Annotated in this window: 17 protein-coding genes; 8 read left to right on the top strand and 9 right to left on the bottom strand. The window is 68.7% G+C overall.

What is annotated here, in order from left to right:
* Nucleotides 1-413 precede the first annotated feature (413 nt).
* On the bottom strand, nucleotides 414-1,637 hold the full coding sequence (locus tag ACZ7KI_RS04260; RefSeq protein WP_061983438.1) for an NADP-dependent isocitrate dehydrogenase: 1,224 nt from the start codon (nucleotides 1,635-1,637) through the stop codon (nucleotides 414-416).
* Nucleotides 1,638-1,877: 240 nt separating this feature from the next.
* On the opposite strand from ACZ7KI_RS04260, the gene ACZ7KI_RS04255 reads away from it, so the two are divergent.
* The 3 genes from ACZ7KI_RS04255 to ACZ7KI_RS04245 all read left to right on the top strand — a co-directional run bounded on the left by ACZ7KI_RS04255 (nucleotide 1,878) and on the right by ACZ7KI_RS04245 (nucleotide 4,077).
* A complete protein-coding gene (locus ACZ7KI_RS04255) occupies nucleotides 1,878-2,396 on the top strand; it encodes a hypothetical protein (protein WP_470271748.1) in 519 nt (172 codons plus the stop codon).
* A gap of 76 nt (nucleotides 2,397-2,472) precedes the next feature.
* Nucleotides 2,473-3,060 carry a hypothetical protein gene (locus tag ACZ7KI_RS04250; RefSeq protein ID WP_470271747.1) on the top strand — a complete coding sequence of 196 codons (588 nt, stop codon included), beginning with the start codon at nucleotides 2,473-2,475 and terminating at the stop codon, nucleotides 3,058-3,060.
* A gap of 21 nt (nucleotides 3,061-3,081) precedes the next feature.
* Nucleotides 3,082-4,077, top strand: coding sequence for a DUF2203 family protein (locus ACZ7KI_RS04245; protein WP_470271746.1), 996 nt, complete (start codon nucleotides 3,082-3,084; stop codon nucleotides 4,075-4,077).
* A 3-nt stretch (nucleotides 4,078-4,080) separates the two neighbouring features.
* On the opposite strand, the gene ACZ7KI_RS04240 is transcribed toward ACZ7KI_RS04245, so the two are convergent.
* The gene (locus tag ACZ7KI_RS04240) at nucleotides 4,081-4,968 is read right to left on the bottom strand and encodes an esterase/lipase family protein (RefSeq protein ID WP_470271745.1); all 888 of its coding nucleotides are present in this window, start codon (nucleotides 4,966-4,968) and stop codon (nucleotides 4,081-4,083) included.
* Between the two features lie 108 nt (nucleotides 4,969-5,076).
* The gene (locus ACZ7KI_RS04235; RefSeq protein ID WP_410604526.1) at nucleotides 5,077-5,511 is read right to left on the bottom strand and encodes an Lrp/AsnC family transcriptional regulator; all 435 of its coding nucleotides are present in this window, start codon (nucleotides 5,509-5,511) and stop codon (nucleotides 5,077-5,079) included.
* Between the two features lie 115 nt (nucleotides 5,512-5,626).
* Between ACZ7KI_RS04235 and ACZ7KI_RS04230 the strand changes: the two genes are divergently transcribed.
* The gene (locus tag ACZ7KI_RS04230; RefSeq protein ID WP_470271744.1) at nucleotides 5,627-6,490 is read left to right on the top strand and encodes an NAD-dependent epimerase/dehydratase family protein; all 864 of its coding nucleotides are present in this window, start codon (nucleotides 5,627-5,629) and stop codon (nucleotides 6,488-6,490) included.
* Between the two features lie 2 nt (nucleotides 6,491-6,492).
* A complete protein-coding gene (locus ACZ7KI_RS04225) occupies nucleotides 6,493-7,347 on the top strand; it encodes an aldo/keto reductase (RefSeq protein WP_470271743.1) in 855 nt (284 codons plus the stop codon).
* Here ACZ7KI_RS04225 and ACZ7KI_RS04220 read toward each other — a convergent pair whose 3' ends face one another.
* Together ACZ7KI_RS04220 and ACZ7KI_RS04215 are read right to left on the bottom strand one after the other, a co-directional pair.
* Nucleotides 7,348-8,172 carry an EamA family transporter gene (locus ACZ7KI_RS04220; protein WP_470271742.1) on the bottom strand — a complete coding sequence of 275 codons (825 nt, stop codon included), beginning with the start codon at nucleotides 8,170-8,172 and terminating at the stop codon, nucleotides 7,348-7,350.
* A 39-nt stretch (nucleotides 8,173-8,211) separates the two neighbouring features.
* Nucleotides 8,212-8,826, bottom strand: a complete 615-nt coding sequence (locus tag ACZ7KI_RS04215; protein ID WP_470271741.1) for a LysE/ArgO family amino acid transporter — start codon at nucleotides 8,824-8,826, stop codon at nucleotides 8,212-8,214.
* A gap of 66 nt (nucleotides 8,827-8,892) precedes the next feature.
* Between ACZ7KI_RS04215 and ACZ7KI_RS04210 the strand changes: the two genes are divergently transcribed.
* Together ACZ7KI_RS04210 and ACZ7KI_RS04205 are read left to right on the top strand one after the other, a co-directional pair.
* Nucleotides 8,893-9,771, top strand: coding sequence for a LysR family transcriptional regulator ArgP (locus ACZ7KI_RS04210; RefSeq protein WP_470271740.1), 879 nt, complete (start codon nucleotides 8,893-8,895; stop codon nucleotides 9,769-9,771).
* A 38-nt stretch (nucleotides 9,772-9,809) separates the two neighbouring features.
* Entirely contained in the window at nucleotides 9,810-10,397 is a 588-nt protein-coding gene (locus tag ACZ7KI_RS04205; RefSeq protein WP_470271739.1) for an HhH-GPD-type base excision DNA repair protein, read from the top strand.
* Here the strand turns inward: ACZ7KI_RS04205 and ACZ7KI_RS04200 are convergent, their stop codons facing one another.
* The 3 genes from ACZ7KI_RS04200 to ACZ7KI_RS04190 are packed head-to-tail and all read right to left on the bottom strand — an operon-like array spanning nucleotide 10,398 to nucleotide 12,203.
* A complete protein-coding gene (locus ACZ7KI_RS04200) occupies nucleotides 10,398-10,976 on the bottom strand; it encodes a GNAT family N-acetyltransferase (protein WP_470271738.1) in 579 nt (192 codons plus the stop codon).
* 7 nt (nucleotides 10,977-10,983) lie between these two features.
* The gene (locus ACZ7KI_RS04195) at nucleotides 10,984-11,577 is read right to left on the bottom strand and encodes a hypothetical protein (RefSeq protein ID WP_470271737.1); all 594 of its coding nucleotides are present in this window, start codon (nucleotides 11,575-11,577) and stop codon (nucleotides 10,984-10,986) included.
* Entirely contained in the window at nucleotides 11,559-12,203 is a 645-nt protein-coding gene (locus ACZ7KI_RS04190) for a spermine/spermidine synthase domain-containing protein (RefSeq protein ID WP_470271736.1), read from the bottom strand. The genes ACZ7KI_RS04195 and ACZ7KI_RS04190 overlap by 19 nt, the downstream gene beginning before the upstream one ends.
* A gap of 127 nt (nucleotides 12,204-12,330) precedes the next feature.
* Here ACZ7KI_RS04190 and ACZ7KI_RS04185 point away from each other — a divergent pair, with 127 nt between their 5' ends.
* The gene (locus ACZ7KI_RS04185) at nucleotides 12,331-12,519 is read left to right on the top strand and encodes a DUF1918 domain-containing protein (protein WP_470271735.1); all 189 of its coding nucleotides are present in this window, start codon (nucleotides 12,331-12,333) and stop codon (nucleotides 12,517-12,519) included.
* 3 nt (nucleotides 12,520-12,522) lie between these two features.
* Here the strand turns inward: ACZ7KI_RS04185 and ACZ7KI_RS04180 are convergent, their stop codons facing one another.
* Nucleotides 12,523-13,692 (bottom strand): MFS transporter, encoded by a 1,170-nt coding sequence (locus ACZ7KI_RS04180; protein ID WP_470271734.1) that lies wholly within the window; start codon nucleotides 13,690-13,692, stop codon nucleotides 12,523-12,525.
* Nucleotides 13,693-13,910 lie beyond the last annotated feature (218 nt).

The raw sequence follows: 13,910 nt of genomic DNA, 5'->3' as shown, positions 1-13,910 counted from the left end.
AGGCGCCAACCGGACGGCGCGTGTACTACCCACCGTCACACGCCGGGCCGAGGTACGTGAAGGCCCCCTTCACCGCATCTAGCGCCAATGCCAGGGATTTAAGGGGTGGCACCCGCCGTTCCCCATCGTCCACAAGGGACACAAGTCAAGTAGAAATGTCTGTTTAGCTACTGTTTGACCGTATCCTTAAGTCCGTGAAGGCCTCCTTACCTACCTTCAAGGTAGGCAAGGAGGCCTTCACGGACTTCCCACACCTTGTCGGCGGCCGACTGTCGCTCGCATCGGGCCGTTACGACCGGGGAAGCTTCCCGAGCTGGGCAAGCGCACCAGAAACAAGCCAAGCCGCTGCCCTTAAGTTCCTGGCATTGACGTCTAGCGCAATGAAGGGGGCCTTCACGTACTTAGCGAGAGACTCAGCCCTGGCTGATCTTCTTGGCCAGGTTCTCGTCCAGCGTCGCGAGGAACTCCTCGGTGGTCTGGAACGGCTGGTCCTTGCTGATCAGCAGCGCGAGGTCCTTGGTCATCTTGCCGCTCTCGACGGTCTCGACGACGACCTGCTCCAGCTTGTTCGCGAACCCGATCAGCTCCGGGTTCGAGTCCAGCTTGCCGCGGTGCTCGAGGCCACGGGTCCACGCGTAGATGGACGCGATCGGGTTGGTCGAGGTCGGCTTGCCCTGCTGGTGCTGGCGGTAGTGCCTGGTCACCGTGCCGTGCGCGGCCTCGGCCTCGACGGTCTTGCCGTCCGGGGTGCGCAGCACCGACGTCATCAGGCCCAGTGAGCCGAAGCCCTGCGCGACCGTGTCGGACTGCACGTCACCGTCGTAGTTCTTGCACGCCCAGACGTAGCCGCCCTCCCACTTCATCGCGGCGGCGACCATGTCGTCGATCAGGCGGTGCTCGTAAGAGATGCCCTTGGCGTCGAAGTCGGCCTTGAACTCGGCCTGGTAGATCTCCTCGAACACGTCCTTGAACATGCCGTCGTAGGCCTTCAGGATGGTGTTCTTGGTCGACATGTAGACCGGGTACTCGCGGTCGAGGCCGTACTGCAGCGAGGCGCGCGCGAAGTCCTCGATGGACTTGCGGTAGTTGTACATCCCCATGGCGACGCCGCCGCCCTCGGGGAACTTCGCGACCTCGAACTCCATCGGCTCGGAGCCGTCGTCCGGGGTGTAGCTGATGGTCAGCGTGCCGGGACCCGGGACCTTGAAGTTGGTCGCCTTGTACTGGTCACCGTGCGCGTGGCGGCCGATGATGATCGGCTTGGTCCAGCCGGGCACCAGGCGCGGGATGTTCTGGATGACGATCGGCTCACGGAAGATCACGCCGCCGAGGATGTTGCGGATCGTGCCGTTGGGCGAGAGCCACATCTTCTTCAGGCCGAACTCTTCGACACGCGCCTCGTCCGGCGTGATCGTGGCGCACTTGACGCCGACGCCGTGCTTCTTGATCGCGTTGGCGGAGTCGACGGTGACCTGGTCGTCGGTGCGGTCCCGCTCCTCGATGCCCAGGTCGTAGTACTCCAGGTTCACGTCCAGGTACGGGTGGATCAGCCTGTCCTTGATGAACTGCCAAATGATGCGGGTCATCTCATCGCCGTCGAGCTCGACGACGGTGCCCTGGACCTTGATCTTGGCCATGAGCAGCGGTGCTCCTTCCGCGGATCTTCGCGTTCTTCTTCTGAAATCTCCGGTAGCGGTACAAGCGTACTGCTTAGCGGTCCTGGATGGTTCCAGTAGTGGTCGGCATCAAGTCTCCACGAGGCCGATGTGGCCGACGTCACCCGGTCGGACGACGGCCATCCGGCCGTCACGGGACCCGCGAAACCGCGACATCATCGAACCGCACTTCTCTCCCGGTCCTCGGAAAAGGCGGTCTCCATGTCCACCAACCCCTACGCCGTGCCGCCCCACGAGCAGCAGCCGGCGCCGGAGCCTTACCTCCAGCCTAAGCAAAGCAGCCGCGCGGTGCCTCGGGTGATCAGCGCGCTCGGCGGCGTGCTGCTCACGCCGGTCGCGCTCGGCATGGTGATCTACGGCGGCTCGCGGCTGCAGCGCGTGTTCGCGCAGGCCTACAGCGTCGGCGAGGACCCCATGGGACTGATCCTGCTGCTGTTCGGCGCCCTTCTCCTGCTGGGCGTCGCACTCCTCGGGGCGCTGTCCGGGCTCGGTCCGGTCATCGGCGGCGTGATGTGGGGCGTGCTGCCCGGACTGACCGCTCTCGCCGGCTCCTCGGATCTCCTGGGCCTCATGTACGACATCGGCGGCCGTGAACTCGGCGTCGGCCTGGCGACCTGGCTGGTGATGGGTTCCCTGCTCGGAAGCGGGGTCCTGCTCGTCGGGGCGGGCCTGGTCGGCACCCTCACCCGCCGCCGCCCCGGAGCGCGTTTAGCGGGCTAAACGCGCTCCCGGGCGAGATCGATGTGAACCGGGCGGGCCTGGCATCCGTAGTCCGGTTAAGGGAGGTGGCCCGCCCATGTCATCGCACCGGTACGTCGCGGAGTACGACGACGAGGACTACCAGGAGTACGGCGAGTACGACCAGCAGCCCAAGGACCCTCGCAGGCCTTACGAGGACGTCGAGTCGTACGAACCGTACGAGCCCTTCGACGACGACGTGGTCGCCGAAGACAGCCGTGCCGGCCGCGGCGTGCGCCGGGTGCTCAGCGGCGCCGGCGGCCTGATCCTGACGCCGGTCGCCCTCGGCCTGCTGGCCTGGGGCGGCCTGCGGCAGCAGATGCTCGTCCAGGCGACCCTCAGCACCCAGCGTGACGTCTTCGGCATCGGTCTGCTGGTGGGCGGCGGGATCCTGCTGCTCGCGGTCGGGTTGCTCGGCGCGCTCTCGGCGACCGGCCCGATCGTCGGCGGCCTCGTCTGGGGCGTCGCACCCGGCGTGGCCGCCGCCGCGGTGCCCGAATGGGGCTTCCGGCTGGTGAAGTACCTGCCACAGAACGATGTCACCTACGGCGTCACGAGCTGGCTGTTCATCGGCGGACTGCTCGGGACGGGGTTCCTCCTGATCGGCGCGGGCCTCGCGGCGAGACTCGCCCGGCGCCGCCGCTGAGCGGACTGGGACCATCGGCGCATGGGATTGTTCACCGTTCCTGAAGCCCGCGCCGAACTCGCCCGGCTACGCCCCGTGCTCGACGAGCTCGTCCGCCTGCGTGCCGACGCGGCCGAGCTCGCCGCGTCCCTGCGCCCGGGCGGCCGCGAGACCGCGCTCGGCGGGATGCCGGAGTGGAAGGCCGCGCAGGCCCGGCTGGACGATCTGATGACCACCGTCCAGCGGACCGGCGCGGAGCTGAAGGGGTTCGCTCCGCTCCTGATCGACTTCCCCGCCGACCTCGACGGCGTCGACGTCCTGCTCTGCTGGCTCGAAGGCGACCCGGAGCTGTGCTGGTATCACCGCGCCGACCTGGGTTTCGCCGGACGACGCCGGTTGCCCGATAAGGTCGAGGCCGTGAGCGAGGAAATCGCGGCCGGTCTCTTCGACGGTATCGCCGCGCACTACGACGAAGACACCTTTCACGGCCTCGTCGCCGACGCGCTCGTCGACGGCCTCGGCCGCACGGCTCCCGAACGCGTTCTCGACGTCGCGACCGGCACCGGCGTGGCCGCGTTCGCCGCGCTGCGCCTGGAGCCGGGTGAGGTCCTCGCGATCGACATCTCACCGGGCATGATCGCCCAGGCCGAGGCGAAGGCGGCGACCCACGATCCCGGCAAGCGCATCACCTGGCAGGTCGCCTCGGCGGTTCCGTCGCCGGTCGAGGACGAAGGCGCGGACGTCGTGCTGTGCGCGTCTTCGCTGCATTTCCTCGGCGCGGCCGCGCTCCGCGACTGGCTGCGGGTGCTGCGCCCCGGCGGCCGGGTGGGCTTCAGCCTGCCACTGGCGTCGGCGTTCCGGCCCTCGGCGGCGTTCGCCGCCATCGTCCCCACTGACTTGAAGCTGCCGGAAACCGAGGACGAGGCGGCGGAACTGGCCTCCGAAGCGGGGTTCACCGAGGTGACGGTCAACCGCCTGGACGTCGCAACGCCGGACCGGACCCGGTCGGTGTTCGTGGTGCACGCGACCAGACCCTGAGGTCTACAGCGGCGCGAAGAACGGCACGCACGCCGGCGCGGGCGCGTTCGCCGGATCGAGCGCTTTGAGGATCAGGCCCGTCACGTTCGGGTCGATCGCCTGGCTCAGGTGACCGGGCAGATCCGTCGCGCACCGGTCCTGCAGCACGATGTCGGTCGTGCCCGGTTCGCCCAGCACACCGCTGGTGTACGGCGTGACCACTCGATCGTGGCGGCTGACGATGCTCGTATAGGTCGGCCCCGGCACGCTCACGCCGCCACGGGCGAGATCGTCGAGGAAGGCCGACGGCGCGAGGTATTCCCGGCACGCCCCGCACACCCCGTCGGCGAGCAGGTCGATGCCGGGCACCGAAAGGACGGCCCTGGCCAGCTCGGAAAGGCCGTTGAGCGACGTGCCCTCGAAGTTCGAACCGAAGCCGACGAAATGCTTCACCTTTTCCGCGCCACCCCCGAATTTGAGGTAGTACGCGGGCATCGTCGTACCCTCGGAATGCCCGACGATGTCGACCTTGTCCGTGCCGGTGCTCGAACGCACGCGGTCGACGAACGCGTCGAGTTCGACGGCACTTTTCCGCATGGAGCCGAGCCCGCCGAACAACTGTCCACCCAGGACAGTGGCGCCGTAGGTCAGCGAGTAGACGCAGTAACCGGCGTTCTTGAGCTTCGGCGCGTGATAGAACCAGTTGGTCGTCGCGTTGCCGCCGAGACCGTGCACCAGCACGACAGGCTCGGGATGCTTCGCACTCGGACGGCACGACCAGTCGTTCCAGCCGCTCGTCGTCGCGGCGTCCGCCACCGCGGGGGCGGCGACCGTCAACGTCAAAGCCGCGACAAGCGTGGTGAGGATCCTTCTGATCTTCGTGGCACCGCCGTTGGTGACCCGAACCCGCATCCCTGCCTCCGGTTACTCGTCAGTATGTGATGCGAGTCATCATCCGTCACAAACCAATGGCGAGAACCAGGACAAAAACCAGACTTGACTGCCTCTTCTTGTGACAGATCACAAGGGCAGCAGGACCCGTCGTTCGATCGGACTGGACATCACGATGGACGTCGTCGTGGCGCCCAGCGTGGACAGGTCTTCGAGGAGGTCTTCCAGGTGCGTGGTGTCGCGGACGGCGATCTTGAGGATCCAGCAGTCCTCCCCGACCACATGGTGCAGTTCGAGGATTTCGGGGCGGTCCATGAGCTTCCGCGTACGCGGATGCCGGACGGTGAACCCGCTGTGCGGCGCCATCCGCACGAACGCCCGCAGTCCGAGGCCGACGCCGGACGGCGAGACGAGCGCCGCGTAGCCGGTGATCGTGCCGTCGGCTTCGAGCCGTTTGACCCGCTCGCCGACGGCCGCCGGACTCAGCGAAACGCGGCGGCCGAGTTCGCTCAGGGTGATGCGGCCTTCCTCCTGAAGGAGTTCCAGCAGTCGCCTGTCGATCACGTCCAGTGAGCTTTCAGTGGAAGCCGGATTTTGCCGTTGTTCTTTCAGTGATTCGGCCGATACGCCCATTATTTCCCCTTCAAACGCCTGGATCGCCAGGGTAACACTGGTGAACATGAAGAAAGTGCTCGTTCTGGGTGGGAGCCGGTACTTCGGCCGCGGAGTGGTCGAGCGGCTGCGTGACGCCGGGCTGGACGTCACCGTGCTCAACCGCGGCTCCGCGCCGGCACCGTCCGGCGTCGCCCATCTGATCGCCGATCGCGACGACGAAGCGGGGTTGAAGGCCGCGCTGGGTTCTCGTTCCTTCGACGTCGTGCTCGACCAGGTCTGCTACACCCCGGTCCAAGCGGATATCGCGCGCCGGGTGATCCGCGCGGACCGGTACGTGATGACGTCCACGATCGAGGTCTACGACCAAGTCGTGACGGACGCGCCGATGACCGAATCGCTGGTCGCCCTGCCGTCCGCCGACTTCGCACTTCCTTGGCACGACGGGGATTTCCTCGAAGCGCACTACGGCGAAGGCAAACGGCAGGCCGAAGCGGTCTTCGCCGCCGGGGATGTGCCGTTCGCCTCGGTACGGGTCGCGCACGTCCTCGGCGGCGATGATTTCACCGGACGGCTGCGGCATTACGTCGAACGGCTGGACGCGGGTGACGCCGTCGGCGTCCACGCGGAACCACGGCCGGCGACGTTCATTCATGAGCGGGAAATCGCCGCTTTCCTCGCCTGGGCGACGAAAGCGGACTTCACCGGGGCGATCAACGCCGGTTCGCACGGAAAGCTGTCCGCGACGGACATCGCCCGTGCCATCGTGGCCGAGCCGCGGTTCCGGATCGTCGAGCGGGACGCCTCGCCGTACTCCTTCGACCGGTACGCCGTCCTGGACACCTCCCGCGCGACCGGTCTCGGTTTCTCCTTCTCCTCCACCACCGATTGGCTCGGCGAAGTCGTCGAAGAACTCCGAAAGGCACTTTGACCATGCAGTACCGCACCATCGGCGACGTCGAAGTCAGCGCGATCGGCCTCGGCGCGATGCCGTTGTCGATCGAAGGCCGCCCCGACCGCGACCGCGCGATCGCCACCGTCCACGCCGCGCTCGACGCCGGTGTCACCCTCATCGACACGGCCGACTCCTACCACTGGCACGCGGGCGAAACCGGGCACAACGAGACGCTGATCGCCGACGCGTTGGCCACCTACGGCGGTGACTCGGACGCGGTACTCGTCGCGACCAAGGGCGGACGCGGCAGGCCCGGAGACGGCTCGTGGACCGTCACCGGGACACCCACGCATCTCAAGAACGCCTGCGAAGGCTCACTGAAACGGCTCGGCGTCGACACGATCGGGCTTTACCAGTTGCACAAGCCCGACGAGAACGTGCCGTGGGCGGAGTCCGTCGGCGCGATCAAGGACCTGGCCGACGAAGGCAAGATCCGGCTCGCCGGGGTGTCCAATGTGTCCAGTGCGCAGATACTCGAAGCACGCGAAATCCTCGGCGAGAAGCTCGTTTCGGTGCAGAACGAACACTCACCCGCGTATCCGGCGCACGAGCCGGAACTGGCGCTGTGCACCGAACTCGGGCTCGCCTACCTACCGTGGGGCCCGCTCGGCGGCATCTCCGGGGCCGCGCGAATCGGCGCGGCGCACGCGGGTTTCCTTGCCGTGGCGGAGGAATACGGTGTCAGCCCGCAGCGGGTCTGCCTGGCGTGGCTGCTCGCGAAGTCGCCGTCGGTGATCGCGATCCCCGGCTCGACGAGGCCCGCGACGATCCGCGATTCGGCGGCCGCGGCCGACCTCGTGCTCACCGCCGACGATCTCGCGCGCCTGCCGTGATCATCCGATGGCGATGAGGCCGACGGCGGCACCGGCGCCGATCAGCCCGGCGACCTGCGCCCGGTTGGCGCGCTCGCGCAGGAAGAGCATCGCGAGCACGACCGGGATCGCCGGATAGAGCGCGGTGAGCACGGTCGCGACGGCGACCAGTTGCCGCTGCGTGGCGTACCAGTACAGCAGGATCGCGACCGAGCCGAGCGCCCCGGCGGCGGCCGCCTTCACGGCCGTCGCGCTGGGCAGCCGGAACGCCGCCGACGACAGGAGCACGAGGGGGACGATCGCGCAGACCGACACCGCCCGGCTGACCGCGATCGGCCAGAACCCGGCGTCGGCGGGCACCCTGGCCATGGCGAGGAACTGCAGGGCGAACCCGACCCCCGCGATGAGCGCGTCGGCCACTCCCGCGGAGCCGTGTCCGTCACCGCTTCGGGAAACCAGCCACACCGACGGCAGCGCCAGCACGATCCCGGCGGCGGCGGGCACGGACAGCCGTTCGCCCAAGGCCAGCACGGCGACCGCGGCCGGGATGACCACCGCGCCGAGGTCACTGACCGGGACGACGACGCTCATCACGCCCCGGCCCATCGCGCGGTAAAGGAAAGCGACGCCGACGCCGGTCCCGAGGCCGGAAAGGGCGCCCCACGCAAGCGCTTGCGCCGTGGTGGGGCCGCTGAAGACCAGCGCTGCGGCCACGCTGAGCCCGGTGCCTCCGACCTGCGCGTACAGCGAGATCGTCATCCCGGGAGCGCGCTTCGACAGCACTCCGCTGACGAAATGGGTGGTGCCGAAGCAGAGGGCCGAGAGGAGTGCGGTCCATTCATGCATGACTCATGCATACAACTGCCCGCGGCACCCCGCAACCGATCAGGCGCTGGCCACCAGCGTCACGCCGAGGGCGATCATCGTGGCGGCGACCAGTCCGTCCAGCACCCGCCACGACGACGGCTTGCGGAAGAACCCGCTGAGCAGCCTCGCGCCGAACCCGAGCACGAGGAACCAGAGCACGCTCGCCAGCACCGAACCGACGCCGAACGCCCACCGGCCGCCACCGTGCCCCGCGGCGATCGCGCCGAGCAGGAGCAAGGTGTCGAGGTAGACGTGCGGATTCAGCCAGGTGAGCGCCAGCGTGGTCAGCACGATGCGGCGCAACGATCCGCCGGTCTCGGGGCCACCGGTCTCCAGCGCCGCCGGCTTGAACGCGCGACGGGCAGCGAGAGCGCCGTAGCAGAGCAGGAAAGCGCCACCGACCAGGGCGACGATGGTCAGCGCTTCAGGTGAGGCCCCCACCAACGCACCCACTCCGCCGACGCCGAGGCTCACCAGGATGACGTCCGAGACGATGCAGATCAGGACGACCACGAGCACCGATTCCCGGCGGATGCCTTGGCGCAGCACGAAGGCGTTCTGCGCGCCGATCGCGACGATGAGGGCCATGGTGGCGCCGAAACCGGCGGCGGCGCTGAGCAGAACGTCTCCCATGGGAAGGACACTAGGAAGCGGCGGGTCAACAGTACAGCTAAAGATTCTTACGTAACATTAGCGCTCATGATGACCGATCTGCCGCTCGACCTCGTCCGGACGCTGCTGGCGGTCGCCGACGAAGGCACGTTCGACGCCGCCGCCTCGGCACTGCACGTGACACCGTCGGCGATCAGCCAACGCGTCAAGGCGCTCGAACAGCGCACCGGGCGGGTACTGCTGATCCGCACGAAACCGGTGCGCCTGACCGAATCCGGGCAGGCCGTCGTGCGCTTCGGCCGTCAACTGGCCCTGCTGGAGGCCGACACCCGGGCCGAACTCGGCCTGACCGCCGGCGACGAACCGGTCCGGCTGCCGATCGCGGTGAACGCCGACTCGCTGGCGACGTGGTTCCTGCCGGCGCTCACGCGGGTGCCGCCCGAGCAGAAGATCTGCTTCGAACTGCACCGCGAGGATCAGGACCACACCACGACCCTGCTGCGGGAGGGGCTGGTGATGGCGGCCGTGACGTCGTCACCGGATCCGGTCGCGGGCTGTTCGGTGCACCGGCTCGGGCACATGCGGTACCTGGCCGTCGCGAGCCCGGAGCTCGGCACGGACCTCACCCTCGCCGAAGCCCCTGTCGTCGTCTTCGACCGCCGCGACGACCTTCAGGACCGCTTCGCTCGTGAACGCGGCACGATCGCGAGTTCGCTGCGGCACTACGTTCCCTCGTCCGAAGGGTTTTTCGACGCCGTCGCGGCCGGGATGGGCTGGGGCATGGTGCCGGTCGCGCAGATCGGGGACCGCTTGCGCGACGGCACCTTCGTCTGTCTCGACCCGGACCACCCGATCGACGTACCGCTGTTCTGGCAGCAGTGGAAACTCGACTCCCCCGCGCTGGCGGCGGTGTCGGCCGCCGTCACCACGGCGGCCGCGGACCTGCTCGTCGACCCACACGGATGAGGACGCACACCCCGGTCCGGTCGTGAGATCCTGTGCACATGACGCGCGCATTGCACCTGGTCGGGGACGAGGAAGCGGACCGACTGCTGAGCGAAGACCCGTTCGCGCTGCTCGTCGGCATGCTGCTGGACCAGCAGTTCCCGATGGAGCACGCGTTCCGCGGGCCGCAGAAGATCGCGGACCGGATGGATGGTTTCGACATCGAGAAGATCGTCGCGATGGACACCGAAACCTTCGTCGAACTCTGCGTGGTCCCGCCGGCGATCCATCGCTACGGCGGCTCGATGGCCCGCCGGGTGAAGGACCTCGCCCAGCACATCGTCGAGGTCTACGACGGCGACGCCGCCGGGATCTGGACCTCCGGGCGGCCCAAGCCGGACGGGCCCGAGGTCCTCAAGCGACTCAAGGCGCTGCCCGGTTTCGGCGAGCAGAAGGCCAAGATCTTCCTGGCGCTGCTCGGCAAACAGCTCGGCGTGCAGCCCAAGGGCTGGCGCGCGGCCGCCGGTGCGTACGGCGACCGCGGCTCGCGGCGCTCTATCGCGGACGTCGTCGACACGAAGACCCTCGGTGAGGTGCGGGCGTTCAAGAAGGCGGCGAAGGCAGCCGTCAAGGCTCCGGCGGAGTAGCTACTTCTTCTCGGCTCCCGGCCACGGCCCCGGCGTCTCGGCGGGCAGGTCTTCCTGCCCGACTTCGGTGCGGAAGATCCGGAAGCCGCGCGCCTGGTAGTTCTTGAGCGCGGCCGGGCCGTCCGCAGTACAGGTGTGGACCGTCACCCGGCGCGTCGCCGTCTTGCCGGGCCACCGTTCCGCGAGCGCCCATGCCTCACGGAGCGCGACGGTCAGCAGATACCCACCGATGCCCTTCCCGACGAAGGACGACAGCAGGCCGAAATACGCGAGTTCGACAGTGCCTTCAAGATCGCCTTCGGCGCTGCCGTCGAGTTCGAAGTACCCGCACGGCGTTCCTTGCGCGTAGGCCACCCAGGTCTCGACGCCGGGCCTGTCCAGCCACTCGATCCACTGCGACCAAGTCCAGCCGAGCCGGTCCAGCCAGAACCAGTCGCCGCCGACGGCGGTGTAGAGATACCGGTTCAGTTCCGGGCTGACCAGTTCGGCGCGGGTGACCGTGACTGGGGTGGCGGGTGGTTTGGCGGCGCTCAGGTCGTCCGGCGAGGTCTGTTCGAGGTGCCAGGTGGTGATCTCCATGGTCCGATCATTTCAGCCAGATCCGCAGCGGTCCCAGCGCCGTGTATCCGGCCCGCCGGGCGGCGGCGAGGTCGTCACCGCGTTCGTAGCCGGTGATCGGCAGGCCGGGAAACGTCGTGGCGACCGCCGAGGTCGCGCCGCGCCACGCGTCGTCGGGATCGCCGCGAGTGTACAAATTGGACAGTCCGGCGAAGTCGCCGTCACGGTTGGCCGTCACGCCGGAGACACCGTCGGACCACACCGCGACGGAGGAATCGTCGAACTGGTCCGGCACCCGGGACCAGCCCGGTTCGAGCGGCATCCGGACCTCCCGCGCGATCCAGGTGGCTTCGAAGAGCACCTCGAAGCCCGCTTCGGAGAGGTCCAGGCAACCGAAACTGTCCTTGACCGAACAGCCAGGCGACGTGTCGATGCCGTCCAGCACGTCCGACACCGACGCGTCCGGTGTCAGGGTCACCGCGTCCGGGTACAGCGGCGGTGTCCGGCGTGCCGATCTCCAGGAGCGCGGGCCGAACGTGCCGGCGAGTCCGTGTGACCGGCACACCGTGTCGCACCAGCGAGCGTTGACCCGCGCGGCGTCCGCTACACCCGCGCGAACCACAGCACGTCCGGTTCCCCTTGTGGCACCGGGATCTTCAGCTCCCGCACCTCGCCGAATCGCGCTCGCAGCCGCTTCGCGAACGCCGGAACCGACTCGGCGCTCCAGACCCCGAGCACGCCGCCGGGCCGAAGCCGCGCGGCGAGCATGTCGAGCCCGTCTTTCTGGTACAGCTTCGCGTTGCCGTCCGTGACCGTCCACTCAGGACCGTTGTCGATGTCGAGACACAGCGCGTCGAACCGCTCTTCCGTCCGGCGTAACCACTTCACCAGATCGGCCTCGACCACGGTGACCCGCTCGTCGGAGAGGGCGTCGCCGTGGACATCCTTGAGCGGCCCCTCGCGGTTCCAGCCGATCACGGCGGGCTCGCGCTCCACGACCACGACCTCGCCGACGCCGGGGTGGTCCAGCGCGGCGCGCAGCGAATAGCCGACACCGAGGCCGCCGATCAGCATCCGTGCCTTGCCCGGCACCAGATCCGCCGCCACCGAGACGAGCAACCGTTCGGATTCACCGTTGCGCGTGTCCATCAGGAAGACTCCGTTGGCGATGACTTCGAAATCCTCGCCCGCGCGGCGAAGCACGAGTTCGCCGCTCCTCCCGTCCACCACGTCGAGTACGTCGGTCATCCGGGCAGCTTATCGAGGGCGGTCACGACGAGCCCGCGAATTTCGCCGAAGCCCTCGGCCGATCGTGGCAGGCACCTGTACGAACACCTCCGACGCTCCTAACCTTGAAGCGTCGGAGGTGGTTTTCATGCACGCGACCATCGGAGACGAGATCCACGTGCACGGACGCACGGTGGGCTCGGCTGAGCAGCGCGGCGAAATCCTTGAGGTACGCGGAGAACACGGCGCCCCGCCGTATCTCGTCCGGTTCGCCGACGGGCACGAAGGACTGGTCTTCCCCGGGCCCGACTGCGAAGTCCGGTCTCGCGCCGATTAGGCGTCACTCGGCCAGCGCGGGCCGCCGCACGCGGCTCCGCCAGCCCGTCACGACCACGGCCGCGCCCAGGGCGGTCAGCACCGCCGCGATTTCGGGCAGCAGGAGCGGGCCGCCGCCGCTGAGCACCGCTCCCCCGACCAGGCCGGAAAGGCCGACGCCGAGGTAGATGGCGGACGCGTTGAGCGAGAGGACGAGCCCCGTGTTCTCCCGGGACAACTCGATCAGCCGGTGCTGGATCGGCGGATTGATCGACCAGGTGGCCAGTCCCCAGAGGAAGAGGACGACGCCCGCGCCCGCGACGGTGGTCGCCACGAGCGGCAGCATCGCGAGCACCACGGTGATGCCGCCGAACACGACCAGCAGTGGCCCCTTGGCGCCCCAGCGGTCGGTCGCGCGGCCGCCGAGGATGTTGCCGAGCGCGCCGCCCGCGCCGTAGACGAACAGCAGCAGGCTGACCGTCGTGCCGTGGACGCCCGCCGTGGCGGACAGGACCGGCGAGATGAAGGTGTAGACGGAGAACGCGGCGAGGCAGCCGAGCACGGTCGCGCCGAGCATGGCGAGTACGCGCGGGTCCTTGGCGACGGTGAACCGTTCGGCCAGGCGGACCGGAGGCGGCGCCGGGACGGCGGGCAGGACCATTCGGACCGCGAAGGCGCCAAGGAGTGAGAAGGCCGCGACGAGCGCGAAGACGGCCTGGTAGCCGACGCTCTGTGAGAGGACGCTGCCGAGCGGGACGCCGAGGATGGTCGCGATGGTCAGGCCGCCGAAGACGAGCGCGACGGCGCGGCCCCGGCGTTCGGGTGTGGTGAGTTCGGCGGCGACCGCGCTGGCGGCGGGAGTGAACACGGCCGCGCCGATCGCGGTGACGACCCGCGCCAGGAGCAGGGTCACGTAGCCGGGCGCGAGGGCGGCGAGGGCGTTGCCGATGGCGGTGACGACGAGGGCGGCGACCAGGAGGGTGCGCCGCTCCCAGCGACCCGTGACCGCGGCGAAGAGCGGCGAGCCGACCGCGTACGCGATGGCGAAGGCGGTGACCAGCTGAGCGGCGGCCGTCTCGGAGACGCCGAGCTCGCCGGTCAGCGCGGGCAGCAGCCCGGCGACGACGTAGCCGCTGGTGCCGACCGCGAAGGTGCCGAGTGCCAGCACCGAGGTCCTAGGTGGTGCGAAAGTCATGGACTCCCCAGCTCTAGACCCCTTTTCACGTCACCTCCCGCTTCCGGCCCAGATCGCGATTAGGGGGCGGAAGTCGCTCCGGGCCCCAGTCGCCCAGGTGCCCCACGGAGCGCGTTTAGCCCGCTAAAGGCGACCTGGGTCCCGGGGCGCTCGGCTGGCGCCGGAGCGCGATTAGGGGGCGAAAGTCGCTCAGGGGTCATTGTTTGATGGTTGTCGTA

The organism is Amycolatopsis sp. NPDC039088 (assembly GCF_055598845.1).
The sequence above is the reverse complement of the archived record's forward strand: the minus strand, read 5'-3'. Positions and strand labels throughout refer to the sequence as shown.

Excerpts from the sequence above, each read along its gene's own strand:
- ACZ7KI_RS04260 (WP_061983438.1), bottom strand. The coding sequence starts at position 1,637 with ATGGCCAAGATCAAGGTCCAGGGCACCGTCGTCGAGCTCGACGGCGAT.
- ACZ7KI_RS04255 (WP_470271748.1), top strand. The coding sequence starts at position 1,878 with ATGTCCACCAACCCCTACGCCGTGCCGCCCCACGAGCAGCAGCCGGCG.
- ACZ7KI_RS04250 (WP_470271747.1), top strand. The coding sequence starts at position 2,473 with ATGTCATCGCACCGGTACGTCGCGGAGTACGACGACGAGGACTACCAG.
- ACZ7KI_RS04245 (WP_470271746.1), top strand. The coding sequence starts at position 3,082 with ATGGGATTGTTCACCGTTCCTGAAGCCCGCGCCGAACTCGCCCGGCTA.
- ACZ7KI_RS04240 (WP_470271745.1), bottom strand. The coding sequence starts at position 4,968 with ATGCGGGTTCGGGTCACCAACGGCGGTGCCACGAAGATCAGAAGGATC.
- ACZ7KI_RS04230 (WP_470271744.1), top strand. The coding sequence starts at position 5,627 with ATGAAGAAAGTGCTCGTTCTGGGTGGGAGCCGGTACTTCGGCCGCGGA.
- ACZ7KI_RS04225 (WP_470271743.1), top strand. The coding sequence starts at position 6,493 with ATGCAGTACCGCACCATCGGCGACGTCGAAGTCAGCGCGATCGGCCTC.
- ACZ7KI_RS04220 (WP_470271742.1), bottom strand. The coding sequence starts at position 8,172 with ATGCATGAATGGACCGCACTCCTCTCGGCCCTCTGCTTCGGCACCACC.
- ACZ7KI_RS04215 (WP_470271741.1), bottom strand. The coding sequence starts at position 8,826 with ATGGGAGACGTTCTGCTCAGCGCCGCCGCCGGTTTCGGCGCCACCATG.
- ACZ7KI_RS04210 (WP_470271740.1), top strand. The coding sequence starts at position 8,893 with ATGATGACCGATCTGCCGCTCGACCTCGTCCGGACGCTGCTGGCGGTC.
- ACZ7KI_RS04205 (WP_470271739.1), top strand. The coding sequence starts at position 9,810 with ATGACGCGCGCATTGCACCTGGTCGGGGACGAGGAAGCGGACCGACTG.
- ACZ7KI_RS04200 (WP_470271738.1), bottom strand. The coding sequence starts at position 10,976 with ATGGAGATCACCACCTGGCACCTCGAACAGACCTCGCCGGACGACCTG.
- ACZ7KI_RS04190 (WP_470271736.1), bottom strand. The coding sequence starts at position 12,203 with ATGACCGACGTACTCGACGTGGTGGACGGGAGGAGCGGCGAACTCGTG.
- ACZ7KI_RS04185 (WP_470271735.1), top strand. The coding sequence starts at position 12,331 with ATGCACGCGACCATCGGAGACGAGATCCACGTGCACGGACGCACGGTG.
- ACZ7KI_RS04180 (WP_470271734.1), bottom strand. The coding sequence starts at position 13,692 with ATGACTTTCGCACCACCTAGGACCTCGGTGCTGGCACTCGGCACCTTC.